This window comes from Nocardia pseudobrasiliensis NBRC 108224, assembly GCF_001613105.1.
In the GTDB taxonomy this organism is placed as follows: Bacteria; Actinomycetota; Actinomycetes; order Mycobacteriales; family Mycobacteriaceae; genus Nocardia; species Nocardia pseudobrasiliensis.
Window position 1 is genome coordinate 1 of the sequence record NZ_BDBS01000050.1, and the last position, 24,195, is coordinate 24,195.

General features: G+C 68.0%; 22 protein-coding genes and 1 riboswitch. Of the genes, 10 read left to right on the forward strand and 12 right to left on the reverse strand.

The annotated features are described in order from the left end of the window. The 4 genes from NP4_RS41335 to NP4_RS32425 all read right to left on the reverse strand — a co-directional run. Positions 1 to 738 (reverse strand): hypothetical protein (locus NP4_RS41335; protein ID WP_156524959.1); only part of this gene is annotated, 738 nt, incomplete at its 3' end. 175 nt (positions 739 to 913) lie between these two features. Continuing rightward, complete coding sequence (locus tag NP4_RS32415) at positions 914 to 3,529, reverse strand: helix-turn-helix transcriptional regulator (protein ID WP_068006113.1); 2,616 nt, start codon at positions 3,527 to 3,529, stop codon at positions 914 to 916. 64 nt (positions 3,530 to 3,593) lie between these two features. Next, entirely contained in the window at positions 3,594 to 4,694 is a 1,101-nt protein-coding gene (locus NP4_RS32420; protein WP_068006115.1) for a CaiB/BaiF CoA transferase family protein, read from the reverse strand. Positions 4,695 to 4,778: 84 nt separating this feature from the next. Next, positions 4,779 to 5,378 carry a hypothetical protein gene (locus tag NP4_RS32425; RefSeq protein WP_068006117.1) on the reverse strand — a complete coding sequence of 200 codons (600 nt, stop codon included), beginning with the start codon at positions 5,376 to 5,378 and terminating at the stop codon, positions 4,779 to 4,781. Between the two features lie 212 nt (positions 5,379 to 5,590). Between NP4_RS32425 and NP4_RS32430 the strand changes: the two genes are divergently transcribed. Next, positions 5,591 to 6,562, forward strand: a complete 972-nt coding sequence (locus NP4_RS32430; RefSeq protein ID WP_169813837.1) for a nucleoside phosphorylase-I family protein — start codon at positions 5,591 to 5,593, stop codon at positions 6,560 to 6,562. A gap of 2 nt (positions 6,563 to 6,564) precedes the next feature. Here NP4_RS32430 and NP4_RS32435 read toward each other — a convergent pair whose 3' ends face one another. Both NP4_RS32435 and NP4_RS32440 read right to left on the reverse strand, forming a co-directional pair. Continuing rightward, positions 6,565 to 7,413 carry an amidohydrolase family protein gene (locus NP4_RS32435; RefSeq protein ID WP_068006119.1) on the reverse strand — a complete coding sequence of 283 codons (849 nt, stop codon included), beginning with the start codon at positions 7,411 to 7,413 and terminating at the stop codon, positions 6,565 to 6,567. A 32-nt stretch (positions 7,414 to 7,445) separates the two neighbouring features. After that, the gene (locus NP4_RS32440) at positions 7,446 to 8,840 is read right to left on the reverse strand and encodes an FAD-dependent oxidoreductase (protein ID WP_068006121.1); all 1,395 of its coding nucleotides are present in this window, start codon (positions 8,838 to 8,840) and stop codon (positions 7,446 to 7,448) included. Between the two features lie 236 nt (positions 8,841 to 9,076). On the opposite strand from NP4_RS32440, the gene NP4_RS32445 reads away from it, so the two are divergent. From NP4_RS32445 to NP4_RS32470, 6 genes are all read left to right on the forward strand, one after another. Then, the gene (locus tag NP4_RS32445; RefSeq protein WP_147288077.1) at positions 9,077 to 9,511 is read left to right on the forward strand and encodes an Rv0361 family membrane protein; all 435 of its coding nucleotides are present in this window, start codon (positions 9,077 to 9,079) and stop codon (positions 9,509 to 9,511) included. Between the two features lie 40 nt (positions 9,512 to 9,551). Further along, positions 9,552 to 9,666, forward strand: a riboswitch (SAM riboswitch). 55 nt (positions 9,667 to 9,721) lie between these two features. Next, complete coding sequence (locus tag NP4_RS32450; protein ID WP_068006126.1) at positions 9,722 to 10,144, forward strand: rhodanese-like domain-containing protein; 423 nt, start codon at positions 9,722 to 9,724, stop codon at positions 10,142 to 10,144. Beyond that, on the forward strand, positions 10,141 to 11,355 hold the full coding sequence (locus tag NP4_RS32455; RefSeq protein WP_068006128.1) for an O-succinylhomoserine sulfhydrylase: 1,215 nt from the start codon (positions 10,141 to 10,143) through the stop codon (positions 11,353 to 11,355). The genes NP4_RS32450 and NP4_RS32455 overlap by 4 nt, the downstream gene beginning before the upstream one ends. Before the next feature lie 35 nt (positions 11,356 to 11,390). Further along, positions 11,391 to 11,945: a dihydrofolate reductase family protein gene (locus NP4_RS32460; RefSeq protein WP_218023997.1), complete on the forward strand. Its 555-nt coding sequence runs from the start codon at positions 11,391 to 11,393 to the stop codon at positions 11,943 to 11,945. 32 nt (positions 11,946 to 11,977) lie between these two features. After that, complete coding sequence (locus tag NP4_RS32465; protein WP_068006133.1) at positions 11,978 to 12,616, forward strand: type 1 glutamine amidotransferase family protein; 639 nt, start codon at positions 11,978 to 11,980, stop codon at positions 12,614 to 12,616. Next, positions 12,616 to 13,062: a MarR family winged helix-turn-helix transcriptional regulator gene (locus NP4_RS32470; RefSeq protein ID WP_068006135.1), complete on the forward strand. Its 447-nt coding sequence runs from the start codon at positions 12,616 to 12,618 to the stop codon at positions 13,060 to 13,062. The genes NP4_RS32465 and NP4_RS32470 overlap by 1 nt, the downstream gene beginning before the upstream one ends. A 1-nt stretch (position 13,063) precedes the next feature. On the opposite strand, the gene NP4_RS32475 is transcribed toward NP4_RS32470, so the two are convergent. After that, positions 13,064 to 13,822: an HAD-IIA family hydrolase gene (locus NP4_RS32475; protein ID WP_174556197.1), complete on the reverse strand. Its 759-nt coding sequence runs from the start codon at positions 13,820 to 13,822 to the stop codon at positions 13,064 to 13,066. A 241-nt stretch (positions 13,823 to 14,063) separates the two neighbouring features. On the opposite strand from NP4_RS32475, the gene fgd reads away from it, so the two are divergent. Then, complete coding sequence (gene fgd / locus NP4_RS32480; RefSeq protein WP_068006139.1) at positions 14,064 to 15,071, forward strand: glucose-6-phosphate dehydrogenase (coenzyme-F420); 1,008 nt, start codon at positions 14,064 to 14,066, stop codon at positions 15,069 to 15,071. 57 nt (positions 15,072 to 15,128) lie between these two features. Here fgd and NP4_RS42925 read toward each other — a convergent pair whose 3' ends face one another. The 4 genes from NP4_RS42925 to NP4_RS32495 all read right to left on the reverse strand — a co-directional run bounded on the left by NP4_RS42925 (position 15,129) and on the right by NP4_RS32495 (position 18,198). Further along, positions 15,129 to 15,254 (reverse strand): hypothetical protein, encoded by a 126-nt coding sequence (locus tag NP4_RS42925; protein WP_255285603.1) that lies wholly within the window; start codon positions 15,252 to 15,254, stop codon positions 15,129 to 15,131. A 250-nt stretch (positions 15,255 to 15,504) separates the two neighbouring features. Beyond that, positions 15,505 to 16,758, reverse strand: coding sequence for a lipase family protein (locus tag NP4_RS32485; RefSeq protein WP_147288123.1), 1,254 nt, complete (start codon positions 16,756 to 16,758; stop codon positions 15,505 to 15,507). An 89-nt stretch (positions 16,759 to 16,847) separates the two neighbouring features. Further along, the gene (locus tag NP4_RS32490) at positions 16,848 to 17,357 is read right to left on the reverse strand and encodes a nitroreductase family deazaflavin-dependent oxidoreductase (RefSeq protein ID WP_068006142.1); all 510 of its coding nucleotides are present in this window, start codon (positions 17,355 to 17,357) and stop codon (positions 16,848 to 16,850) included. A gap of 37 nt (positions 17,358 to 17,394) precedes the next feature. Beyond that, positions 17,395 to 18,198: an LLM class flavin-dependent oxidoreductase gene (locus NP4_RS32495; RefSeq protein WP_068006144.1), complete on the reverse strand. Its 804-nt coding sequence runs from the start codon at positions 18,196 to 18,198 to the stop codon at positions 17,395 to 17,397. A 221-nt stretch (positions 18,199 to 18,419) separates the two neighbouring features. Between NP4_RS32495 and pta the strand changes: the two genes are divergently transcribed. Both pta and NP4_RS32505 read left to right on the forward strand, forming a co-directional pair. After that, positions 18,420 to 20,492, forward strand: a complete 2,073-nt coding sequence (pta, locus tag NP4_RS32500; protein WP_068006146.1) for a phosphate acetyltransferase — start codon at positions 18,420 to 18,422, stop codon at positions 20,490 to 20,492. A 66-nt stretch (positions 20,493 to 20,558) separates the two neighbouring features. Then, the gene (locus NP4_RS32505; RefSeq protein WP_068006149.1) at positions 20,559 to 21,755 is read left to right on the forward strand and encodes an acetate kinase; all 1,197 of its coding nucleotides are present in this window, start codon (positions 20,559 to 20,561) and stop codon (positions 21,753 to 21,755) included. 248 nt (positions 21,756 to 22,003) lie between these two features. On the opposite strand, the gene NP4_RS32510 is transcribed toward NP4_RS32505, so the two are convergent. Then, positions 22,004 to 24,193: a serine/threonine-protein kinase gene (locus tag NP4_RS32510; RefSeq protein WP_082876422.1), complete on the reverse strand. Its 2,190-nt coding sequence runs from the start codon at positions 24,191 to 24,193 to the stop codon at positions 22,004 to 22,006. Between the last annotated feature and the right edge of the window lie 2 nt (positions 24,194 to 24,195).

The window sequence follows — 24,195 nt, forward strand, 5'->3', positions numbered from 1 at the left end:
GATGATCGCGCCGGTGACCGCGCCGACTCCGGTGCCGATGATCGCGCCGGGGACGGCTCCGATCGCGGCGGCGGGGAGACCCGCTGCGGCCGCGCCGAGGGCCGCGCCGCCCGCGGCACCGGCGACGGTCAGGCCCGCGATCTTGTCGGAGCGGGTGGCGTTGATGCCGACGGAGTTCAGGCCGGTGGCGATCGCGGCCTCGGTTTCGGCGGCGGCGAAATTCACGGGGGTCAGGACGTTATCGGTGATGTCGTCGGGCACGGCCGTGGTGAACGCGCCGACGCGCAGGGTGCGCGGCGGGGGTGCGATCGGTGCGACGGGGGCGACCGGGGTGGGCGCGTGCAGGGCCTGCCAGTCGATCGCGGGTGCGGTCTGCGGGGTGGGGACGGCGCGGAAACTTTGCGGCGCAACGTATTCGGGGACGAGCGGGGCGGGGACGGCCGGTGTGGTCACGCCGGGCTGCGCCGGGCCGGGGTGGCGTGGGGTCGCGGTCACGCCGGGCTGGACCGGGCCCGCGGGGGTCGGTGCGACATGGTCGCCGCCGGGTGCGGGGGCGGGCTCGACGGGAGACGGTGTACTCGAACCCGGCCGGATGTTCTCGACGGTCGGCGCGCCGCCGCGCACGACCACCGGACCGTCGGGACCGTTGGAACACGCCACGGCCAGGGCCAGCGGAATCGCGCCGACGATCAGGGCGCGCCGCGGCGCGCCGGAATTCACTAGCTGCCGACGAGCCACGTCGAACACACCACCCTGCAACTTCGATTGGTGAGAAGCAGATCCCCCACGAGCGGAAAGATCCCCCGGCGATCCGGTTCGGATCACCCGGGCAGGATGGTAACCAATTGATAACTATCGATGGCAAATCGATGTGACCACGCTCACCGAATATCGATGAACTGCGCCGTCGATCTCAACCCCGCTGTTTGCCGCTCGGTGGCTCTCCGCGCATGAGTTCGGCGAGCGCCTCCCGGTCGGTGACATCGAGTTTGATGCAGGCCCGGTACAGATGCCCCTCGACCGTGCGCACCGACACCGTGAGCCGATCCGCGATCTGCCGATTGCTCAGCCCGGCCGCTACCAGATTCGCGATCTCGCGTTCGCGAGCGGTCAGCGGCAGCGGTTGTGCGGATTGCCGCAGCGCGGGGGTGCTCGCGCCGCCGCAGGCCGCGGCCAGGCGATTGGCGGTGGCGGCCGATTCCAGCAGGCGGCGGCGATCACCCGAACGCTCGTGCGCCGAGGCCGCCTGCGCCGCGGCGTCCGCGGCCGACAGCAGCGCCCCGAGTTCCTCGAATTGCGCTGCGGCGGTGTCCAATCCGGGTCCGTCGTTGGAGGCCACCGCCACCGCGTGCCGGGCCTGGACCTGTACCAGCCGCCCGTCGATGCGGGCGGCGAGATCGGCCAGGCGTCCCGCGACGGTGTGATCGCCGAAGCGGGCCGCGGTGTGCAGGGCCATCGCCTCGATCGCGTGCTGATGGGCCCGCGCGGCGGCGTCGGCGGCGCCGATCGCCAGCCGCACCGCCGGGGTGACCGTCCCCTCGGCCGCGGCCTGCCACGCCTGTGCGATCTGCAGTTGCGGCTCGTACACCGCGCTGTGGCGGCCGCCGCGCGATACCGCCTCGGCGATGGTTTCGGCCGCCTCGGCCGCACGTCCCAGTGCCGAATACGCCTCGGCCAGGCGAATTCTCGCCGGGAACATCCACGCCGCCGCACCCTCGGTATGCAGTGCGGCCAGCGCCTGCTCCAAATTCTCGATGCCGTCGGGGAAGCGGCCCTGCGCCACGTTCACGGTGCCCTGCAGGATGCGCGAAAGGCCCCACGCCAGAAACTGTCCCGGTGCGGAGTAGCCGAAATAGGTACTGGCACAATGTCGCGCGGATTCCAGATCGCCGGTGAGGGTCAGCGCCAGCACCTCGGCATGGGTGGACATGAACCGATTGAGTCCGTCTATATGGGATTCGACCTGATGACCCCGGTCCGCGTACTGTCGGGCCGCCTCGCCGCGTCCCATCAGCGCCAGTGCCAGCCCGCCGCCGAACGAGGCCCACCACACCGCCCAGGGCGGCGCGTCGGCGGTCTCCATCACCTGTTCGGCATCGACGAACGCGTCCTCCAAACGGTTTTCGTTCACCGCGCACGCCGAGGCCAGGCCCTGCAGCGTCAACGCGATTCGCGGATGGGTGACCTTGCCGCGGACCAGCGCCAGCACCTCGTTGGCGCGATCGGCATCGCCCATGGCCCACAGCAGATTCGCCACCCGCGTACTGCCCCAGCGCGCCAGCTGCACCTCGTCGAGTTGATCGGGATCGAAACTGGCCAGCGTGCGCTCGGCCTCGATCCGATGCCCCTGCCACAGCAGCGCGCGGGCCAGCAGATCGGCCGCCTCGAGTCCGCCGCGTCGCTCGACCGCCGCCCGCGCGAACCGCTCGCCCAGCGGAATATTGGCCAGTCCGATGGCATCCTCCGACGCCGCCACGAACAGCTCCAGATCCGCGGATTTATCGCTGTCCAAGGCCAATTCGGCCAGCCGGATGCGATCGGAGGCGGATTTTATCGGCCGCTCCTTCAGTGAGGAGTACAGCCGCCCGCGCAGTCGCCGGGCCGAGGCGATGCCCAGCCGCCGTCGGATGACCTCGCCGAACAGCGGATGGTTGTAGCGCACCAGCAGCTGATGGGTGTTCTCGACAATCCTGATGACACCGCGGGATTCGGCCGACTCCACGGCCTCCTCGCCCGCGAGCTCGGCCAAGACGTCCAGATCGATCGGCTCGCAGAAGGTCAGCAACTCCAGCACCCGCAGCACCGACTCCGGCAGCTGTTCGACCCGATCCTCCAGCAGCGCGGCCAATTCCGAGGTGACCGCGGCCCGACCGCGCAACTGCCACACCCCGTTGACCTGCCGCAGCGTGCCCGCCTCCAGCGCGCCCTCGACCAGATGCCGCAGGAAAAGCGCGTTGCCGCCGGAGGATTCCCACATCAGATTGGCGGTGAAGCCCTCCAGCTGGCCGCCCAGCATGGATTCGACGAGTTCGACGCTCTGGCGTTGGGTGAACGGACGCAGGTCGATTCGCAGCAGATGTCCGTCTTTCCACAGCGAGGTCACCGCGTCGGGAACCTGCACCCCGCTGCGCACCGTGCAGACGATCCGCGCGGCCTTGTCGATGGCCAGCTGCAGCAGCAGCGTCGCCGACAGCTGATCCAGCAGATGCGCGTCGTCGACGCCGATGATGGTGTCGCCGTCGGCAAGCAGCGCCTCGCGCGCGGCGGCCATGAATGTCACCGGATCGTGCGCGGTGTACACCCCGACCATATGCGCGAAGACGCCCAGCGGAATGCTGCGCGCGGATTCGGTCCCGGCGACCCATCGAACATTCCCGCCCACCGCGGCCGTCGTCTGGCGGGCCAGCGTCGTCTTACCGACCCCCGCATCGCCGGTCAGGACCGCCCCGACGAATTCGGTGCCGGTGAGTGCCGCGCGGATGGCGTCCAGCTCGTGCCCGCGCTCGATCATCGGCCAATTCCGAGCCATATCAATCACTCTAGTGCCCGAGTCGATCGTAAGCGGTGCGAACCAAGACCAGGCGGTAACCGCGTTATACCGTCCACACCTGGTCGATCGGGGTGCCCTGCTCCGGCGGCGGCGTGGGGGTCCCGGCCGGGGTGCGCGAGAAGCGGGGCGCGGGTGCGTGCTGGACCACGCCATCGATCTCGATCAGGCCGGTGCGGGCCACGATATGGGCATTCCGCTCGGCCTCGGTCAGGGTCAGCACCGGGGTGCAGCAGGCGTCGGTGCCGTCGAAGATCGCGGTCCATTCGTCGCGTGTTCTGGTTTTGAACTTCTCGGTGAACAGTTTCCGAAATTGTTCCTGACCGTTCGGATCGAGCTGATGTGGCAGGCCGTCGGCGTCGATTTCCAGGCCCCGCAGCAGCTCCTCGAAGAACTGCGGTTCGATCGCGCCCACGGCCATGTACTTGCCGTCGGCGGTCTCGTAGGTGTCGTAGAAGGCCATCCCGGTGTCGAGCAGATTGGTGCCGCGTTCGTCGGACCACAGGCCCACGCCCTTCATGCCCCAGATCATGTGCGACAGCGCCAGCGCGCCATCGATCATCGCGGCATCGATGACCTGGCCCCTGCCCGAGTTCTGCCGTTCCACGAGCGCGGCGAGGATGCCGAACACCAGGAACATCGAACCGCCGCCGAAGTCGCCGACCATGTTCAGCGGCGGCACCGGGCGTTCGCCCCGGTGGCCGATGGCGTTGAGCACGCCGGTCAGCGAGATGTAGTTGATGTCGTGGCCCGCGCGATCGGCCAGCGGGCCGTGCTGACCCCAGCCGGTCATCCGCCCGTACACCAGGCGGGGATTGCGCTCGAGCGCCACATCCGGGCCCAGTCCCATGCGCTCGGTGACACCGGGACGGAAGCCCTCGATGAGCACATCGGCCTTATCGATCAGGCCGAGCACCTTATCGATCTCGGCCGGATCCTTCAGATTGGCCTCGACAATGGTGCGGCCCCGCCACTGCGGTCGTTCCATGAAGCCGGGCAGCATGCCGGGCCGCTGCACCCGCACCACATCCGCGCCCAGGTCCGCGAGCAGCAGCGCCGCATGCGGGCCCGGGCCGATTCCGGCCAGTTCAACAACTCGAATGCCCGCGAGCGGACCCTGTTTCGCGGCGGTGGATGGAGTGCTCACGCCCTACCTCGTTCGTCGTCGATGCTGCGCACCGGATCACATCCGGTTGTTGTCAGTATGACAATAGGGCGTGGGGTCCGCGCGTCAGCGTCCGGACGAACCCGAGCCCGGCATCACGCGGGGCGCCTCGGCCTGTCCTCCGAGCAGCCGTGCCCGCTCGGAGGACAGGCCGACGTTCGCGCAGTCCTGATACGGATCCCAATCACCGTGCAGCTGTTGGCAATTCCAGGTCCGACCGGCGGCTTGAACGACGATGACCACGCCGTAGCCCCAGCGCGCGGACTCCTTGCCGTAGGCGTCGATCACCTGGAAGGCGGTATCGCAGGAGATGTCGAGGGCGCGGACCTCGAGGTCGTTGAAGCCGCGGCCGCAGTGCCAGCCGTCGAAGTCGGGATCCGGGGCGACCGTGCTCGTCGGGCTGGTCGTGGTCGGAGATGGCGAGGTGGTGGGTTCGATCGTGGGCGGGGTGGGCGTCGTGGTGACGGTCGGCGGCGTGGTGACGGTCGGCGGCGCGGTGGTGGTTGTCGGCGCGCTGGTGGTCGGCTCGGTCGTGGTGGTGGGCGCTGCCGTGGTGGTGGGTGTCGCTGGGGCGGTTTGGGTTTCCGGCCCGGCTGCGTGTGCGTAGGCGAGGGCGGTGAGCGAGACGGCGGCCGCGCCGAGGGCGAGACAGGCTACGAGTCGCAAGGGGGTGCTCCGATCTGATGAAAATATCTGTAGCACCGCGGATTTCGACGGCAGACCCCCGATACCGGACTCCGTCGGTGAGGCCCAGCGTACCGATGGGCGTAATGCCCACCTCGCCCATGCTTCCAGGGGCTACCGCCCGGATCCCGCATCGACTACCGACTGTGCGGTATTTCTATTGGGTAGATATTCGTCGAGGTGAGGGAGGTTCGTTGTACACCAGATTGGTCGGCGCGATGCTGTCGGCGCTCGGGTTGGTATTCGTTCTGACCGGATGCGGATCGCATTCGTCGGGTGACGATCGGATCGGGGTGCGCGCCATGGTCATCACCATGTTCGATCCCGAGGTCGAGCCGTGGGTGAAGCAGCGGCAGTGGACGCGGGAGATCTCGGTGCCGGGCGTGCGAACCCCGGTGCGCTGCAACGACTCCGGACTCTGCGTGCTGGTGACGGATATGGGCAAGACCAATGCCGCCCTGTCCACCTCGGCCGTATTGGCCTCGCCGCGACTGGATTTCGACCGGGCGTACTTCATCACCGCGGGAATCGCGGGCACGCCGCCGGAGGTTGGCACCCTCGGCTTCGCCGCGTGGGCGCGCCGGGTGGTCGACATCGACCTCGGACATCATGTTCTGCCGCAGGACGATCCGACCGTGCCCAACTACGGCTTCCTGGATATGCCCAGGGCGGGCACCGAGGTCTACGAGCTGGATCAGCAACTGGTCGACGCGGTGTACCGCAACACCAAGGACGTCGCCCTCGCCGACAGTCCGGCCGCGGCGGCCGCCCGCGCCGCCTTCCCCGGTCAGGAGGGCCGCAAACCCGATGTGCAGCAGTGTGATACGGCCACCGGCGACAACTTCTGGTCCGGCGCCGCGTCTTCGGCGCAGACCGCGGCCATCGTCAGCGCGCGGACGAGCGGTCAGGGCCGCTACTGCACCTCGCAGATGGAGGACAATGCCACCGCCGCCGCCCTGGCGCGCGCGGGGATGCTCAACCGCTACGTATGTCTGCGCACCGCAAGTAATTTCGACCGCCCGCGTCCGGGGCAGACGGTTACCGAACTACTGACCGCCATCGACTCCGGCGCGGAGAATCCGGGCTTCCCCCTGGCCGTCGACAATGCCTACCGTGTCGCCTCGGCGGCCGCCGACTACCTGATGGCGCATCCGAACCTCGACTGAGGTCATTCGACGACGGGCAGCTGCGAGCGGGGCATGCGCAGCGTGGGGGGCTCGTCGTCGGAGATGGCGGGCATGGGCAGGGTGGGAAGCGGATCCTCGTGAACCGGGCGCACCTTCACCGGCAGGCGGTAGAACGCGCGGGCGTTGTCCGCCAGGACCTTGTACATATCGGCGCCGACCACATCGCCGATCAGCTCGATATCGGAATCCCGGAAGGGCCGCCCGGCGCGGGTGCCGGGCAGATCGGAGCCGAACATCAGGGCGTCCGGATTCACCGCGTGGATGCGCCGCAGCGCGGCGGGGATGTCCATCGACACCCGGCCGAAGCCGGAGGCCTTCACCCGCGCACCGCGATCGACCAGATCGAGCAGATATGGCAGGCAGTCGTCGGACATGCCGAGATGGTCGATCGACAGCGACGGCAGTTTGGAGATCACCGGTTCCAGTGAACCGAGCATCGAGCCGTCGATGTAGAGCTCGACATGCCAGCCCGCGAGCTCATGGGCCCGCAGGGCCTGCATGGTCAGGGTGACGATATCGACCGCGGCGCGCTTGAGATTGAATCGCAGCGCGCGCACCCCGGCGCGATCCAGTGCGAGGATCTGCTCGTCGGTGGCGTCGGGGTGCAGGGTGATCACCCCGACCCAGCCGGGGCCGAGTTCGGCCAGGGCCGTGGTCAAGTAGCGGTCGTCCGCACCCTGGAACGACGCGCTCACCACCGCACCACCGTCGACGTCGAAGCGCGACATGCGCTTTCGGTAATCGGCGATGGTGTAGTGGTCGGGCAGGTAGCCCTGGTTCTCGATCAGCGGGAACCGCGGATCGATGACGTGGACATGGGCATCGAACACGTGATCAGCATGCCTGAAGGACGGTCGCGCGGTCACACCTTGTTCGGTTCGCTGGCACGCAGCATGTCCTCGCGCTCGACGACCTTGACCCGCTCGCGGCCCTGCGGCTCGCCCAGGGCACGCTCGTGCGCGTCGAGCCGGTACCAGCCCGCCCAGGTGGTGAACGGAATTCCCTTGTCCTCCAGCCACTTCGTCACGGCCTCGGGATCCGGCTGCTCGGCCGGAGCGAAGGCCGGGGCGTCGTCGAGCAGGCAGGCGATGGTCTCGTTGGCATCGCCCTTGGTGTGGCCGATCAGACCGACCGGGCCGCGCTTGATCCAGCCGGTGACGTAGGTGCCGGGCAGATAGCGCTGCGCGGGATCCGCGGCGGCGTCGTCGGCCAGGACGCGACCGGCCTCGTTCGGGACGGTTCCGGCCTGCTCGTCGAACGGCAGCTGCGGGATGTTCTGCGACAGATAGCCCACGGCCCGGTAGACGGCCTGGACATCCCAGTCGGTGAATTTGCCGGTCGGCTTGCAGTTGCCGGTGCCGTCGAGCTGGGTGCGCTCGGTACGCAGGCCGACGACCTTGCCGTCCTCGTCGCCCAGCACCTCGGCGGGGGATTCGAAGAAGTGCAGGAACAGCTTGTGCGGCCGATCGCCCACATCGCGAATCGCCCACTGCTCCAGCGTGTTGCAGACCATGTCGACCTGCTTGGAGTGGCGGCGCGCGGCCTCGGAGCCCTCGTCGTAGTCGATGTCCTCGGGATCGACGATGACCTCGATATTCGGCGAATGATCCAGCTCGCGCAGCTCCAGCGGGGTGAACTTGGCCTGCGCCGGGCCGCGGCGGCCGAAGACGTGCACCTCGAGCGCCTTGTTACCGCGCAGGCCCTCGTAGACGTTCGGCGGAATCTCGGTGGGCAGCAGTTCGTCACCGGTCTTGGCCAGCACGCGCGCCACATCCAGCGCCACATTGCCGACGCCGAGGACCGCGACCTTCTCCGCCTCCAGCGGCCACTCGCGCGGCACATCGGGATGTCCGTCGTACCAGGACACGAAGTCCGCTGCGCCGTAGGAGCCGTCCAGTTCGATGCCCGCGATGCCCAGTGCGCGATCGGCATTGGCGCCGGTGGAGAAGATCACCGCGTCGTAGAAGCGGCGCAGCTCGACCAGGGTGATGTCGGAGCCGTAGTCGATATTGCCGAGCAGGCGCACCTGCGGCTTGTCGAGCACCTTGTGCAGCGCGGTGATGATGCCCTTGATGCGCGGATGATCCGGCGCGACGCCATAGCGGATCAGGCCGAACGGGGCGGGCATCCGCTCGAACAGGTCGATGCTCACGTCGGCATCGGATTTCATCAGGGCGTCGGCGGCATAGATTCCGGCCGGTCCGGCGCCCACGATCGCGATGCGCAGTGGGCGGTTCGCTGCACTGTGTTCGGTCATTCTTACGCGCACCCTCTGGTCGAGAACTCTGTCGTCATGTCTTAGCCGTCGTTCTTAGCTTAGGCTAAGTTGACGCCCGGATCGCTACCTCGTTGCTGCATCGGGATCCGATCCCACCGGCCGCGGCCGGAGTTCCAGGCATTCTATCGGTGGCAGCTATGGCCGATATTCCCGGTCTCGGCCGGGAAATTCGAGTGTGATTCGAACCACTATCGATGACCAGCGATGATATCCGCATGACCGATGCCGATGAACCGACCCCGATCGACCAGCGCGAGCCCGTCCGGTCCCTGGCGCCGTTCATCGCGGCCGCGGTGGTGGCGTTGCTGTTGATCGGCGGAGTGGTTCTGCTGGGCGTGCTGCGCCCCGCTGAGAACAATGTCACAGAATCCGATCGTCTGGCCGTCGCGGTCCGCAATTTCGCCACCGCCCAAGCGGATTCGAACGCCGACCGCCGCGCGACCACCGTCTGCCCCGGCTTCGATCCGGCCAAATCCCCGCTGGGGCCCGACGCCGTCGGCAAGCAGGTCGAGATCTCCGGCATTCGCGACGCCACCGTCGACGGCTCCCGCGCCAAGGCCACGGTGACCAGCAAGATCGACGGCCGCGAACAGACCGCCACCTGGAATTTGAGCAAGTCCGGCGATCAGTGGGTGGTCTGTAACTCCTGACGTTTGACAGCCGGGCCCCTGACCAGGCACTCTCATCCCAGGTCATGAGTACCAGCGCTAAGCCCCGGCTAGCTGGTCGGCAACCCTCTTTCGTGGCGGGGTGCTCCGGGTGACGACCTGGCCACGCGCCGAAACCGGCGCGGCAAGTGCGGATTCGAGGAGGTTCGATCGAATGTACGAGCAGATCTGCTGTCCCCGTGAGGTGCGCTCATGAGTTACGCCGGCGATATCACCCCGCAGCAGGCGTGGGACCTGTTGCGCGACAACCCCGATGCGGTCCTGATCGACGTGCGCACCGAGGCCGAATGGCGGTTCGTCGGCGTACCCGATACGAGCGATGTCGACCGGCCCACGGCCCTGATCGAATGGGTCGACAGCACCGGAACGCCGAATTCGCAGTTCGTGGATCAGTTGAAGCAGACCTTGGCCGGTCGCCCGTCCGACAGCGACGCGCCGGTGATCTTCCTGTGCCGGTCCGGTCAGCGCTCGATCGGCGCGGCCAAGGCGGCGACCGCGGCGGGATATGAACCGTCCTACAACGTGCTCGAGGGCTTCGAGGGCCCGCTCGACGCCGACGGACATCGCGGCGGCGCGGGTTGGCGCGCCCTCGGCCTGCCCTGGCGGCAGTCGTGATCACCGGCGGCGCATTCGACAAGCCACTGCCCGAGGGCGTCGGCCCGGCGACCATCGGCGTGCGCGGCGGCGTGCGGCGCTCGGGTTTCGAGGAGACCGCCGAGGCGCTGTATCTGTCCTCCGGCTTCGTCTACGAGAGCGCCGAGGCCGCCGAGGCCGCGTTCACCGGCGAGGTCGAGCACTTCATCTACTCGCGCTACGGCAATCCCACGGTCGCCATGTTCGAGGAGCGGATGCGCCTGATCGAGGGCGCCGAGGCCTGTTTCGCGACCGCGAGCGGTATGGCGGCGGTCTTCGTCGCCCTCGGCGCGTTGCTGGGCGAGGGCGATCGGCTGGTGGCCGCGCGCAGCCTGTTCGGCTCCTGCTTCGTGGTGTGCAATGAGATCCTGCCGCGCTGGGGCGTGGAGACCGTCTTCGTCGACGGCGAGGATCTCGATCAGTGGGAGCGGGCGCTGTCGCAGCCCACCAAGGCGGTGTTCTTCGAAACCCCGTCCAACCCCATGCAGACGCTGGTGGATGTGCGCCGGGTTTCCGAACTCGCACACGCCGCGGGCGCGAAGGTGGTGCTGGACAACGTTTTCGCCACGCCGCTGCTGCAGCGCAGTCTCGATCTGGGCGCGGATGTCGTGGTGTATTCGGCCACCAAGCACATCGACGGCCAGGGCCGGGTACTCGGCGGCGCGATCCTGGGCGAGCACGACTACATCGACGGGCCGGTGAAAACGCTTATGCGCCATACCGGTCCGGCGCTGAGCCCGTTCAATGCCTGGACGCTGCTCAAGGGTCTGGAGACCATGCCGCTGCGCGTGCGCCACTCGGTGCGGTCGGCGCTCGAGGTTGCGCAATTCCTCGAACGGCATCCGTCGGTCGCGTGGGTGAAATACCCGTTCCTGCAATCACATCCGCAGTACGAGCTGGCTCGTCAGCAGATGTCGGGCGGCGGCACAGTGGTCACCTTCGAGCTCGCGGCGCTGCCGGAAGAAGCCAAGAAGCGGGCCTTCGAGGTGCTCAACCGCCTGCGCATCATCGATATCTCCAACAACCTCGGCGACGCCAAATCGCTGGTCACCCATCCGGCCACCACCACTCACCGGGCCATGGGCCCGGAGGGTCGTGCGGCCGTGGGCATTACCGACGGCGTCGTACGCGTCTCGATCGGCCTGGAGGACGTCGAGGATCTGCTCGCCGATCTGGATCAGGCGCTCACCTGAGCCGATGAATTTCGGCGCGCGGGGCCGTCTCTTCTGTGACTCGACAGAAGGGACTTCCCGTGCAGATCCTCGCTCGCCTGTGTATGACCGCCGATGGCTATGTGACCACCCCGGACGGCTGGCCGCCGCAGGTCATCGATCCGGTACACGGTCCGGGCAGCCACGGCATCGCGGAATTCCTGCGTACCTGTGAGGCGGCCCTGATGGGCCGCACCACCTTCGAACCCGCGCTCACCGCCGACCGCTGGCCGTGGCCGGATCTGCGGGTCTTCGTCCTCGGCTCGCATCGGCCCGAGGGCACGCCCGACGAGGTGACCTTCGACGACGATCCGGTCCGGCTGCTCGAGAAGATCCGCGCGGCCAACCGCGGCGGCGATGTCCATCTGATCGGCGGTCCGGGCACGATCGAGACCTATCGCGCCCTCGGCGTACTCGACAAACTCGAACTCGTGGTGCTGCCGTTCCTGGTGGGAAGCGGTATGCGCCTGACGGATTCGTTCGATCCCGACACCGATCTGGAGTTCGAGAGCTCGCGTCCGCTGCCGGGCGGTTCGGTGGAGATCGTCTATCGGGTACTTCCGAAGCATTGACAGCATTCTGTCAAATATGACAGCATGCTGTCATGATGAAAACGGTGCACATGGCGGTTTACGACACCTTCGCCGATTGGGAGGTCGGTCATGCGACCGCGCATATCAACCGGTCGATGTGGCAGCGTGAGCCGGGGACGTGGCAGGTGCGCACGGTCGGTGCGGGCCGCGAGGCTGTCACATCGGCGGGCGGAATGCGGGTGCTGCCGGATATCGCGGTCGACGAGTTGTCCCCCGCCGACAGCGCGATGCTGATTCTGCCGGGCGCGGACACCTGGGTGGGGCCGGAGTTGGCCGTCTTCGCCGCCAAGGCGCGTGAATTCCACGAGGCGGGTGTGCCGGTCGCGGCCATCTGCGGGGCGACCTTCGGGCTGGCGGCTGCGGGCCTGCTCGACGATCGTCAGCACACCAGCAATGACCCGGGATACCTTGGGATGAGCGGATATTCGGGCGGAGCGCACTACCTGGCCCGGCCCGCGGTGACCGACGGCGATCTCATCACCGCGACCGGGACCAAACCGGTCGAATTCGCTCGCGCCGTCTTCGCGCGCCTGGATCTGTACGAGCCGCATATCCTCGAGGCCTGGTATCGGCTCTACGGCGACAATGATCCCCAGGGGTTCTACGCCCTCGCCGAATACGAGCAGAGCCGGGCGGGGGTCGGCGCGTAATGCCGCGGTCGGAGCAGGAGCTGTTCAGTACGGCCGCGATCACCTCGTTCAAGCTCAACGGCCAATTCCTCACCATCGCAGAGGAATTGGCCCGCCCGGCCGGAATCACCGCGGCCTGGTGGCAGGTGCTCGGCGCGGTACTGCCCGAACCGCTGCCGGTCGCGGGGATCGCCCGCGCCATGGGGATCACCCGTCAGAGCGTGCAGCGCATCGCGGATCTGCTGGTGGACAAGGGTTTGGCCGAATATCGGCCCAACCCGGCCCATCGCCGCGCCAAACTCATCGCCGCCACCGAGGCGGGCCGGGCGGCCGTGGCCCGGATCTCGCCGCGGCACGCCGTGCTCGCGAAACGTCTTGCGGCCGAACTGGGTTCGGCCGAACTGGCGAAGATCGTCGACGCCCTGACCACCCTGTCCGCGGCCGTGGAGCGGTTGGAAGCCGAATAGCTCAGGCGTCGAACGGATTCGAGGTGCGGCCCACCAGATCGGCCACCGAGTCGATCACCGTTGTCGGCCGGTACGGATACTTCTCCACCGAGGCGCGCGAGGAGATCCCCGAGGTCACCAGGATGGTCCGCATACCGGCCTCGAGTCCGGAGATCACATCGGTGTCCATCCGGTCGCCGATCATTACCGTCGACTGGGAATGCGCGCCGATTCGCCGCAGCGCCGAACGCATCATCAGCGGATTCGGCTTACCGACGTAATAGGGATCCTTACCGGTGGCCCGGGTGATCAGCGCGGCCACCGAACCCGTCGCGGGCAGCAGACCCTCGCGTGAGGGGCCGGTCGGGTCCGGATTGGTCGCGATGAAGTTCGCGCCGCGATCGACCAGGCGGATCGCGGTGGTTATCGCCTCGAACGAATAGGTGCGCGTCTCACCGAGGACCACATAGTCCGGATCGCTGTCGGTCAGTACGTAGCCGATCTCGTGCAACGCCGTGGTGAGCCCGGATTCGCCGACCACATACGCGGTGCCGCCCGGCTTCTGATCGTTGAGGAAGGTCGCGGTCGCCAGCGCCGAGGTCCAGATCGACTCGGGCGGGATGTCCAGGCCGGTGTGGCGCAGCCGGGCCTGCAGATCGCGCGGGGTGCGGATGGAGTTGTTGGTGAGGACCAGAAACGGGATGTCGTTGGACTGGAGTTCGGCCAGGAACTTGTCGGCGCCCGGCACCAGATGATCCTCGTGGACCAGCACCCCATCCATATCGGTCAGGTAGGACAGAATGGGCTCTCCGCTTGCAGTCACACAGCCAATTGTGGGCTATCGGCGTCGTCGAGGTGGACGACTCGGCCATATGCGACGATTCACACATCGGCCTATGGTCGAAGGCGGCCGAGCGCGTCCCGTACGTCGGGTCGGTGAAATAGTTGGTCGCCGCCCGGCGCTGCACTCGGTCGAACGGGAAACACGATCCCATCAGTGACAGCGAACAGGAGTGGCGCAAGTGAGTGAACTCAGGCTCGGGTACAAGGCGTCGGCGGAACAGTTCGGACCGCGTGAGCTCGTCGAGCTCGCGGTGCTCGCCGAGGAACACGGGCTCGACAGCGCCTCGGTGAGCGACCACTTCCAGCCCTGGCGGCACAAGGGTGGCCACGCGCCGTTCTCGCTGGCCTGGATGACCGCGGTGGGCGAGCGCACCCAGCGCATCCAGCTGGGCACCTCGGTGTTGACCCCGACCTTCCGCTACAACCCGGCCGTGATCGCCCAGGTTTTCGCGACCATGGGCCTGCTCTACCCGGGCCGGATCATGCTTGGCGTGGGCACCGGTGAGGCGCTGAACGAGATCGCGACCGGCTACAAGGGCGAATGGCCCGAGTTCAAGGAGCGATTCGCGCGGCTGCGCGAGGCCGTCGACCTCATGCGCGCGCTGTGGACCGGTGACCGCACCGATTTCGACGGGCAGTACTACCACACCGTCGGCGCGTCGATCTACGACGTGCCCAAGGGCGGCATCCCGATCTACGTCGCCGCGGGCGGGCCGCTGGTGGCCCGGTACGCCGGTCGCGCCGGTGACGGTTTCATCTGCACCTCGGGTAAGGGGATGGATCTCTACACCGAGAAGCTGATGCCCGCGGTGAAGGAGGGCGCGGACAAGGCCGGGCGCTCGGTCGAGGACATCGATCGGATGATCGAGATCAAGATCTCCTATGACACCGAACCCGAACTGGCGCTGGAGAACACGCGCTTCTGGGCGCCGCTGTCGCTGACCCCGGAGCAGAAGCACTCGATTACCGATCCGATCGAGATGGAGGCCGCCGCCGACGCGCTGCCGATCGAGCAGATCGCCAAGCGCTGGATCGTCGCCAGCGATCCGGACGAGGCCGTCGCCCAGATCAAGCCGTATGTGGACGCGGGCCTCAACCATCTGGTCTTCCACGCCCCGGGCCACGACCAGCGCCGGTTCCTGGATCTGTTCCAGCGCGATCTCGCGCCGCGGTTGCGGGCGCTGTAATGCGATCGGGCCGCCGCTCACAGGTGAGCGGCGGCCCGAATCTCGTTGTGCGGCAGGTCAGAACATATTGCCGCCACCCTGCATGGTCTCGACGACGCCGAGGACGAACATCAGCGGGCCGTAGAGTGCCGAGGCCAGCGGGTCGCCGTTGCGGTGGCCGTCCAGAATCCAGTTGTAACCCATGGGATTTCCTCCGAATCTCGGTTGTCCGGTCGTCTACTACTTCGCGGGCAGTTCGCAGGTCTTCTTGGCGCCCTTGGTCTTACAGGTGTCCTTGCCGCCCGCACCGCGCCCTCGCCGTTCACCACGGCCGGCCTGCCGTTGATATCGGTGACGGTGATCCGATCGGCCAGCGGTCCGCCGCGAATCTCGGCCTGCCCGTTGACGGTTGTGACCTTGATGGCGTCCTTGCCCTTCGGCTCGGAGCCCTTCGTTATTGATCGGACATCGAGTGCATATCGCGCGTGGAACAGCCGGTCGGCGCGGGCGCGTCGGTATCCAGGCGCTGGGCCAGCCAGTCGACGGCCGCCGGACGCGCGGTATCGCCGATGGTGGTGTGGTCGGCCGTGAGATCGCGGACATAGGTCACCGATGTGCCACCGACGCAGTATTTTTCGGCCAGCGCGTCGGTCGAGGCGACGGTGATGATCTCGTCGTTGACGTCCTGATAGAGGAAGATCGGCGCGGTGGGGGCGTTGGCGCCCAGGGCGATTCGATCGAGGACCGCCGAAACCTGCGGCAGGGCCAGGAATTGGGTCAGCGGCAGATCCAGATAGCGTTGCCAATCGGTGAACATGAAGCGGAAGTTGTTGGCGATCACGCATTCCGAGCGCGCCGCGTTCAGCGCGGCCTGACCGTCGGGTGACATATGCGCGCGCACCGCGTCACCGAAATCGGGATAGGCCGCGGCCAGCGAGGCGAACAGCGCGCCACCCAGCCCGGCGGAGATGCCGCCGTTGCTTTTCAGAATCGAATCGCGGGGCGCGGGCACCGGCGTGCCGATCGAGGCCCCGACCAGATTCAGCTCCGGCGCGTAGCGCGGCTGGGTCTGGGCCGCCCAGGCCGTCGCCAGGCCGCCGCCGGAATTGCCGTACAGGCCCACCCGGGTTCGCTCGCTCAGGCCCAGCGGCTGGAAGTGTTCGGCGGCGCGAATGCCGTCCAGAATCGCGTATCCGGGTTCGTCCGCGACGGCGAAATGCCCTCGGGGACCGTCGAAATCGGCGATCGAGACCGCCCAGCCCCGCTGGAGCAGCGCCGCGATATCGGGGCGTTGCATCGTCGCCGCGTTCGTCGGCAGATCGGGCAGTCGCAGTTGATACGAGGTCGCGCAGGCGGGCGCGGAGCTGTTCTCGTAGGCCTGGAACGCGGCCAGCGGGCGATCGTCGCGGGCGTCGTCGGGCAGCAGCACCGTGGTCGCGGTCACCTCCGGCCCGCCGTCGAGATCGGTGCTGCGATACAGCAGTTGCCAGGCGGTGGCCGGGATCGAGACGCCCAGCTGAACCGGCCGCGACCGCAGCACCGTGCCGGGCGCGCTGGTCGCGAAATCGGCGGGTGGCGCGTAGAACGGATCGGACTGCGGCGGCGCGGGCAGCAGGTCGGCATGGGCGGGGGCGCTCAGGCCGAGGCCGGTCAGGGCCGCGACGATCACACCGGCAACGGCTCCGGCCCGGCGTGCGACTGTGGACAATGCGGTCTCCCGTCCGGCAAATCAATTCCGGACAGAAATACTAATCGACGCGACCGTCGACCTAGCTGATGTGTTGCCGACGCAACAATTCAGGCTCGGGTGAGAGCGAAGATGCGCAGATCCCGGCTCGTGCGGTTGCGATAGGCGGCATAGGCCGCGGTCGTCTCGACGAACCGGGCGAAGATATCGTCCTTCTGCGCGGGATCCTCGATCAGCTTGGCGCGCACCGCGATTCGCTCACCCGCGATGGTCACCTCGCCCTCGGGACGGGCCAGTAGATTCGCCGTCCAGGCCGGATGGCTGGCCTGTCCGAAATTACTGCCGATCACATACAGCACATCGCCGTCGTGCACATACAGCAGCGGGCTGGTGCGCGGCTGGCCGGATTTGCGGCCGGTGGTGGTGAGCAGGATGACCGGCGCACCGATCGGGCCGAGTACGGTGTAGCGGCCCGCGGTGCGAGTGAGCAGCCTCCGGTCCAGCGGGGTGAGCTTGCGGACGACGAACGAGCCCGGCTCGGTCGACGCGAAGCGACTGGCCAGGCGCGAGAGCAGGCTCGTACGTGAACCCCATTGGCGGTGCGGGAACGGTGCTGTCATGGCGAGTATTTTAGGTAGCTCCGGGAGACCGGGGAATTCACAGTTCGGCGCGCACCTTCGCCACGAATTCGATATGTCCGCGCCAATCCTCATCGCGCGGTGCGACCAAGACGCGCTCGACCCCGGCCTCGGTGTACCCGGCTACCTGATCGGCGGTCTCGACCACCTCGCCCGCCGGGAACGCGACGATCGTGACCGAGGGTGCGGTGCGGCCGAATCGCTCGGCCAATTCGGCCAATTCGGCCCGTGCGGCCCTCGCCTGCTCGGGTGTCTGGCCGATGCCGATCCAGCCGTCGGCGAATTCCGCGGCCCGTCGCCGCGCCCGGACGCCATCGCCCGCCACCAGGATGGGCGGCACGGTCGCGCCCGGCGACAGCGTCGCCACCGTCCCGTCGCGCAGCGTGGCCGCCCGTCCGGCGATCAGATCGGGCAGGATCCGCAGGCTCTCGTCGGTGCGACGACCGCGTTCGGCGAACGACTGTTCGGCCGCCCGCCAGCCGATATCGCCGTGCGCCGGATTGCCGGTGCCTACGCCCAGCAGCAGCCGGTCGCCGGAGACGTACTGCAGCGAGATCGCCGATTTGGCCGCCCAGGCCGGGGGTCGCAGGGCCAGCAGCATGACGCCGTAGCCGAGGCGCAGCCGCTCGGTGACGGCCGCGGCGGTGGCCAGCGCGACCGTACTGTCCAGCATCGGCGCACTACCGATCAGATGGTCGGTGGCCCAGACCGATTCCAGGCCGCCCTCCTCGGCGAGCCGGGCCGCGACCCGCACATCGCCCAGGATCGGCCGGGCCGGATCCGGAGTCGAGGTGGGTAGGAAGGTGCCGATCAGCGGTGTCATGACGATCCCGTCCGCGGCCCGAAACGCACGGGGCCGCATTGCTTTTGGTGTGTAACTGATAGTGACGCTACGGCACGGACATGAGCCGTCCAATGCCTGGAAAGCGCAGAATGATGTCCGAAACGCTCGCAGACCCACGAGTCGAACTTCACGTGTGATTTTCCAGAAAGTTGCCGTCCGGACGGCAGGTACGGACCTCGACCCTCATTAAGCTCGTGCTCATGTCCGAACCCGCTCCGTCCACCGTGTACATCGCCTCCCTCGAAGGGGACACCGGCAAGTCGACGGTGGCGCTGGGCATGCTGCACCTGCTGTCCGCGACCACGCCCCGGGTCGGGGTGTTCCGGCCGATCACCCGCTCCACCGACGGCGCGGACTACATCCTCGAGCTGCTGCTCGAGCACTGCACCGCCGATATCGACTACGAGCAGGCGGTCGGGGTCACCTACGACCAGGTGCACGCCGATCCGGACGCCGCGATCAGCGAGATCGTGATGCGCTTCCACGAGGTGGCCAAGGTCTGCGACGCCGTCGTCATCGTCGGCAGCGACTACACCGATGTGGCCAGCCCCAGCGAGCTGCGCTTCAATGCCCGCATCGCGGTGAATCTGGGCGCGCCGGTCCTGCTGGTACTGCGCGGCGCGGATCGCTCGCCCGCCGATATCGTGCACGTGGCCGAGCTGTGCCAAAACGAATTGGCCGCCGAGCACGCCAGGGCCATGGCGATAGTCGTCAACCGCTGCGATCCCGCCGAGATGGACCAGGTCGCCAAGGCCATGGCCAAGATCGACGCACCCTCCTGGACCCTACCGGAGGTGCCACTGCTGACCGCGCCGACGATGTCGGAGCTGCGCGAGGCCATTCGCGGCGAGTTGTACTCCGGCGATCCGGAACTCATGCACCGCGAGGCGTTGTCGGTGATGGTCGGCGGTATGACCGCCGAGCACATCCTGGAACGACTGACCGACGGCGAGGCCGTCATCGTGCCCGGTGATCGCTCCGACGCGCTGCTGGCGCTGGTGAACGCCCATGAGGCCGAGGGCTTTCCGTCGCTGTCGGGCATCATCATGAACGGCGGCATGCTGCCCGATCCGGCGATCGCGCGGCTGATCGGCGGCCTGAAGCCGAAGCTGCCGATCCTGACCACCGAGCTGGGCACCTTCGATACCGCCAATGCCGCCGCCCGCACCCGCGGCCGGGTGTCGCTATCGAGTATCCGCAAGGTCGACACCGCGCTGGCGCTGATGGAACAGCGCGTCGACGGGCGAAAACTGGTGGAGCTCATCGAGGTTCCGGTGCAGTCGGTGGTGACGCCGCAGATGTTCGAATATCAGCTGGTCGAGCGGGCCCGCGCGGACCGGCGGCGAATCGTGCTGCCCGAGGGCGACGACGATCGGATCCTGCGCGCGGCCGGACGGGTGCTGCAGCGCAAGATCGCGGATCTGACCATCCTGGGCGACGAGGCCGCGGTGCGCGGCCGGGCCGCGGAACTGGGTGTGGACATCGATGCCGCGCAGGTCCTGGATCCGCGCACCTCCGAGCTGTGCGGGCGGTTCGCCGAAACCTATGCGCAGCTGCGCAAGCACAAGGGTATGACGGTCGAGCGAGCGCGCGAAACCATCAGCGACATTTCGTATTTCGGCACCATGATGGTCTACGAGGGCATCGCCGACGGCATGGTGTCCGGCGCGGCGCACACCACCGCGCACACCATCCGGCCCGCGCTGGAGATCATCAAGACCGAACCCGGCGTCTCGACGGTATCGAGCGTATTCCTCATGTGCCTGGCCGATCGGGTACTGGCCTACGGCGACTGCGCGGTGGTGCCGGACCCGACCGCCGAGCAGCTGGCCGATATCGCGATCTCCTCGGCGCGCACCGCCGCCCAGTTCGGCATCGACCCGCGGGTGGCGATGCTGTCGTATTCGACGGGTGAATCCGGCAGCGGCGCCGATGTCGACAAGGTGCGGGCCGCCACCTCACTCGTACACGAGCGCGCGCCGGAACTGCTGGTGGAGGGGCCGATCCAGTACGACGCCGCGATCGAGCCCTCGGTGGCCAGCTCCAAGCTGCCGAACTCTCAGGTAGCCGGGCGCGCAACGGTTTTCGTCTTCCCCGACCTCAATACCGGCAACAACACCTACAAGGCGGTGCAGCGCAGCGCGGGCGCGGTGGCGATCGGCCCGGTGCTGCAGGGTCTGCGCAAGCCGGTCAACGATCTGTCGCGCGGCGCGCTGGTCGCCGACATCGTCAACACCGTCGCCATCACCGCCATTCAGGCGCAGGCGCAATGAGCAATGCCACACCCCCGGCGGAACTACGCGGGGTAATCCGGGGTTGAAGGGAACGAAGGAGGCGTTATGCGGGTCCTGGTGATCAACTCCGGTTCGTCGTCGATCAAATATCAGCTGCTGGATCCCGTTTCGGGTTCGGTGGCCGCATCCGGGCAGGTGTCGCGGATCGGTGAGTCGGTCTCCGACGGCACGGCCACGGTCGAACATCACGGTGACGGGCACACCCTCGAACACGACGGCCCGATCGCCGATCACGCGGCCGGGCTGCGGGTGGTGTTCGACCTGTTCGAGCGCAGCGGACATCCGCTGGCCGAGGCCGGGCTGGCCGCGGTCGGACACCGAGTGGTGCACGGCGGCGAGGTGTTCTATCGCCCCACGCTCGTCACCGACGATGTGGTGCGCTCCATCGAGGAGCTGTCCGCGCTTGCGCCACTGCACAATCCGGCCAATGTGACCGGCATCCGCTCGGCCCGCGAACTGCTGCCGGACGTACCGCAGGTGGCGGTGTTCGACACCGCGTTCTTCCACGGCCTGCCCGATGCCGCCAAGACCTATGCCATCGATGCGAAAGTGGCCGCCGAACACGGCATTCGGCGCTACGGATTCCACGGGACCTCACACGAATACGTCTCGGGCCAGGTGGCCGAGTTGCTCGGGCGCGATCCGGCGGGGCTGAATCAGATCGTGCTGCACCTGGGCAACGGGGCCTCGGCCTCGGCGATCCGGGGCGGGCAGGCGATCGACACCAGTATGGGACTCACGCCGCTGGAGGGTCTGGTGATGGGCACCCGGTCCGGCGATATCGATCCCGGGATCATCCCGCATCTGGCCCGCACGGCCGGGCTGGATATCGATGGCATCGATGAGCTGCTCAATCGCAACTCCGGTATCAAGGGCCTGTCCGGGGTCAACGACTTCCGGGCGCTGTTCGAACTCATCGAATCCGGGGATGCGGCCGCGCGGCTGGCCTACGACGTCTATGTGCATCGGCTGCGCCGCTATATCGGCGCCTATCTGGTCGGATTGGGCCGGGTGGACGCCATCACCTTCACCGCCGGTGTGGGCGAGAACAACGCGCAGGTGCGAGCGGACGCGCTGGCCGGGCTGAGCCGATTCGGCATCACCGTCGATCCGGTCCGCAATACCGCCGAAGACCGTGTCGCCCGTCATATTTCGGCTCCGGAGGCGCCGGTGGCGGTGCTGGTGGTGCCGACCAACGAGGAATTGGCCATCGCCCGCGCGTCCGCGCGCCTGGTGGCCTAGCGCCCTTTCACGAAATTCTCATGATCGCCTGCGCATAGTGGTCGGCGGATCGGTCGCACGGCCCCGGCCAGCCGATACGCACACCGCGACGGGCGGCTGCCCCCGTCCGACGCGGCGGCGGGCCGGGGCCGGCAATCCCGAGTGCCCGATCCCGTCCCGGCCGTTTCCCTCGCAGCCGGGACGCCTCGACACCCCGGCCGGGCGGGCGCACCTCGCTCGCGTCCGCCCGGCCCGCGGTGTGTCCGGGCTCAGAACCAGGTCTTGGCGCGGATGGCGTTGGCCAGATCGACCAGGGCGTAGCGATGGGTGCGGCCGGGGGCCGACCTGGCCAGCGTGCGCAGCGCGGCTTCCGCGCCCTGGCGCAGATCGCGTTCGGTGAACGGTTCGCCGAACAGACTGGCCCCGGGCAGTTTCGGGCTGCGGCCCGCCTGCAACCAGGACAGGGCCGCGCCGAGCACCAGCACGCGCATCTGGGGCGCGCGGTGTTCGCCGGGCGGTAGGGTCTGGACGCGGGCGGCCGCGATATGCAGCGTGGATTCCTCGAGATCGGCGACCGGCACCGCGGTGAGCAGCAGCAGGACGGCCGTCATCCGCGCCTCGGTGTAGTGCCGCGAGGCCGCGGGCACCTCGTCCAGGGCGCGTACCGCCTCGGTGATGCGCCCTGCCGCGGCGAGCTGACGGGCCAGCCCGAATGCCGCGCTCACCACGCCGCGATCGGTGCGCCATACGGTGGCGTAGAACTTCTCCGCATAGGCCCGCCACTGCTCCGGATCCGACGATTCCCAGTGCTGCAGTACCAGTTCCGCCGTGGCGGCCAGCGCCAACTTCGGCGCGATCTCTCCCGGCAGCGCGCACAGGACGCGGTCGAAATGGGCGAAGGCCTGTTCGAAATCCTGATCCAGCAGCGCGGCCAGTCCGAGATACCAGTCCACCCGCCAATCGGTTTCGTCGATGCGCGCCAACAACTCCCGCGCGGCGGCGGAGTGATCCAGATCCAGATGGATGCGGATCTCGGCGAAAGTGGCCTCCACCGTGAATGTTTCGGGAATCCCGCCCGGTTCGGCGGCGGCCCGGCCGCGGGCGATGCGCACCGCGTCGAGGGCGTGATCCGGTTCGGGATGCGCGGTTCCGGCCAGCAGCGCCGCCGAGGGATCGGCCGGATCGATGAGCGGAACCGGCAGCGCCGCGGCGACATCGCGGGCGCTGAGATTCTGACTGCGGGCGTGGCCGTCGGCATAGGCGTCGGTCTGCGCGACCAGCTCCTCGGTACCGAAGCTGGTGCGGGTCGGGCTGAACACCGTCGACAGCTGCGGGTGTTCGGTTCCCGATTCGGTGGCCAGGATCTCGCGCAGCACCCCGGCCAGCTGGGTGACCATCACCCGCGCGGACGGGAAGCGGCGATCCGGATCGGGATCGGTCGCGCGCAGCAGCAGCCGGTGGAAGAATTCGTGCCGCTCGAGTACGGGTTCCTTGGCGGGATCGGGGATTCCGTCGAGGTAGCGGCCCTGCTCCATCGGCATGTTCAGCGTCAGCACCGCCAGCGTGCGGCCCACCGAATAGATGTCCGAGGCCACGGTGGGACCGGTCCGCGCGATCTCCGGGGCTTGGAAACCCCTGGTGCCGTACAGATTTCCGTAGGATTCGAGAACCGTCACCGCGCCCAGATCGATCAGCTTCACCTGATCCTCGGTCACCATGATGTTGTCGGGCTTGAGATCGTTGTAGGCCAGTTCCTGCGCGTGCAGATATTCCAGCGCGGGCAGTACCTCGAGAATGTAGGCGATGGCCTCGGTCACCGGCATGCGCTCGGGTTTGGTGTAGGTGTCGAGCATGCCGCGCAGCGAGTGGCCGCCGACGTATTCCATGACGATGTAGCCGATCGGAACACCCTCGGGGGAGGGATGTTCGACGAAGTTGTGGATCTTCACGATGCTCGGATGCGCGAGTTCGGCCAGATACTGCCGCTCGGCCACCGCGACCGCCTGCGCCTCGGCGTCGCCGCCGTGCAGCAGGCCCTTCAGCACCACCCACCGATCGCTGACATTGCGGTCGATGGCCAGATAGATCCAGCCCAGGCCGCCGTGCGCGATACAACCCTGGATCTCGTACTGTCCCGCGACCATATCGCCGGTCCGCAGATAGGGCCGGAAATCGAAAGGGGCGCCGCAGATTTCGCAGGCACCCACGGCGGTGGGCGGATGGGCGGCGGTGGCGCGGCCCACGGGTTTGCCGCAGCGCCAGCAGAACCGGCGATTCTCCGCGACCACCGGATTGTCCAGCACAGCCGACCGCGGATCGACCGGGGGCACCGCCGGAATCGACACCAGCCCCGCCCCGAGTCGCCGGGTCGGGCGGGTGCGCGCGGTCCGTCCGCTGCGGCCCGACGGCTGGGTCGACACCTGGGTTTGGGCCTGGGTCGATTCGTCTCCGGCGGTCATGA

Bases quoted from the DNA above. Each gene is read 5' to 3' on its own strand.
- NP4_RS32415 (WP_068006113.1), bottom strand. From the start codon at position 3,529: ATGGCTCGGAATTGGCCGATGATCGAGCGCGGGCACGAGCTGGACGCC.
- NP4_RS32440 (WP_068006121.1), bottom strand. From the start codon at position 8,840: ATGACCGAACACAGTGCAGCGAACCGCCCACTGCGCATCGCGATCGTG.
- NP4_RS32445 (WP_147288077.1), top strand. From the start codon at position 9,077: ATGACCGATGCCGATGAACCGACCCCGATCGACCAGCGCGAGCCCGTC.
- NP4_RS32450 (WP_068006126.1), top strand. From the start codon at position 9,722: ATGAGTTACGCCGGCGATATCACCCCGCAGCAGGCGTGGGACCTGTTG.
- NP4_RS32465 (WP_068006133.1), top strand. From the start codon at position 11,978: ATGATGAAAACGGTGCACATGGCGGTTTACGACACCTTCGCCGATTGG.
- NP4_RS32470 (WP_068006135.1), top strand. From the start codon at position 12,616: ATGCCGCGGTCGGAGCAGGAGCTGTTCAGTACGGCCGCGATCACCTCG.
- NP4_RS32475 (WP_174556197.1), bottom strand. From the start codon at position 13,822: ATGGATGGGGTGCTGGTCCACGAGGATCATCTGGTGCCGGGCGCCGAC.
- NP4_RS42925 (WP_255285603.1), bottom strand. From the start codon at position 15,254: ATGGGTTACAACTGGATTCTGGACGGCCACCGCAACGGCGACCCGCTG.
- NP4_RS32490 (WP_068006142.1), bottom strand. From the start codon at position 17,357: ATGACAGCACCGTTCCCGCACCGCCAATGGGGTTCACGTACGAGCCTG.
- NP4_RS32495 (WP_068006144.1), bottom strand. From the start codon at position 18,198: ATGACACCGCTGATCGGCACCTTCCTACCCACCTCGACTCCGGATCCG.
- pta (WP_068006146.1), top strand. From the start codon at position 18,420: ATGTCCGAACCCGCTCCGTCCACCGTGTACATCGCCTCCCTCGAAGGG.
- NP4_RS32505 (WP_068006149.1), top strand. From the start codon at position 20,559: ATGCGGGTCCTGGTGATCAACTCCGGTTCGTCGTCGATCAAATATCAG.
- NP4_RS32510 (WP_082876422.1), bottom strand. From the start codon at position 24,193: ATGACCGCCGGAGACGAATCGACCCAGGCCCAAACCCAGGTGTCGACC.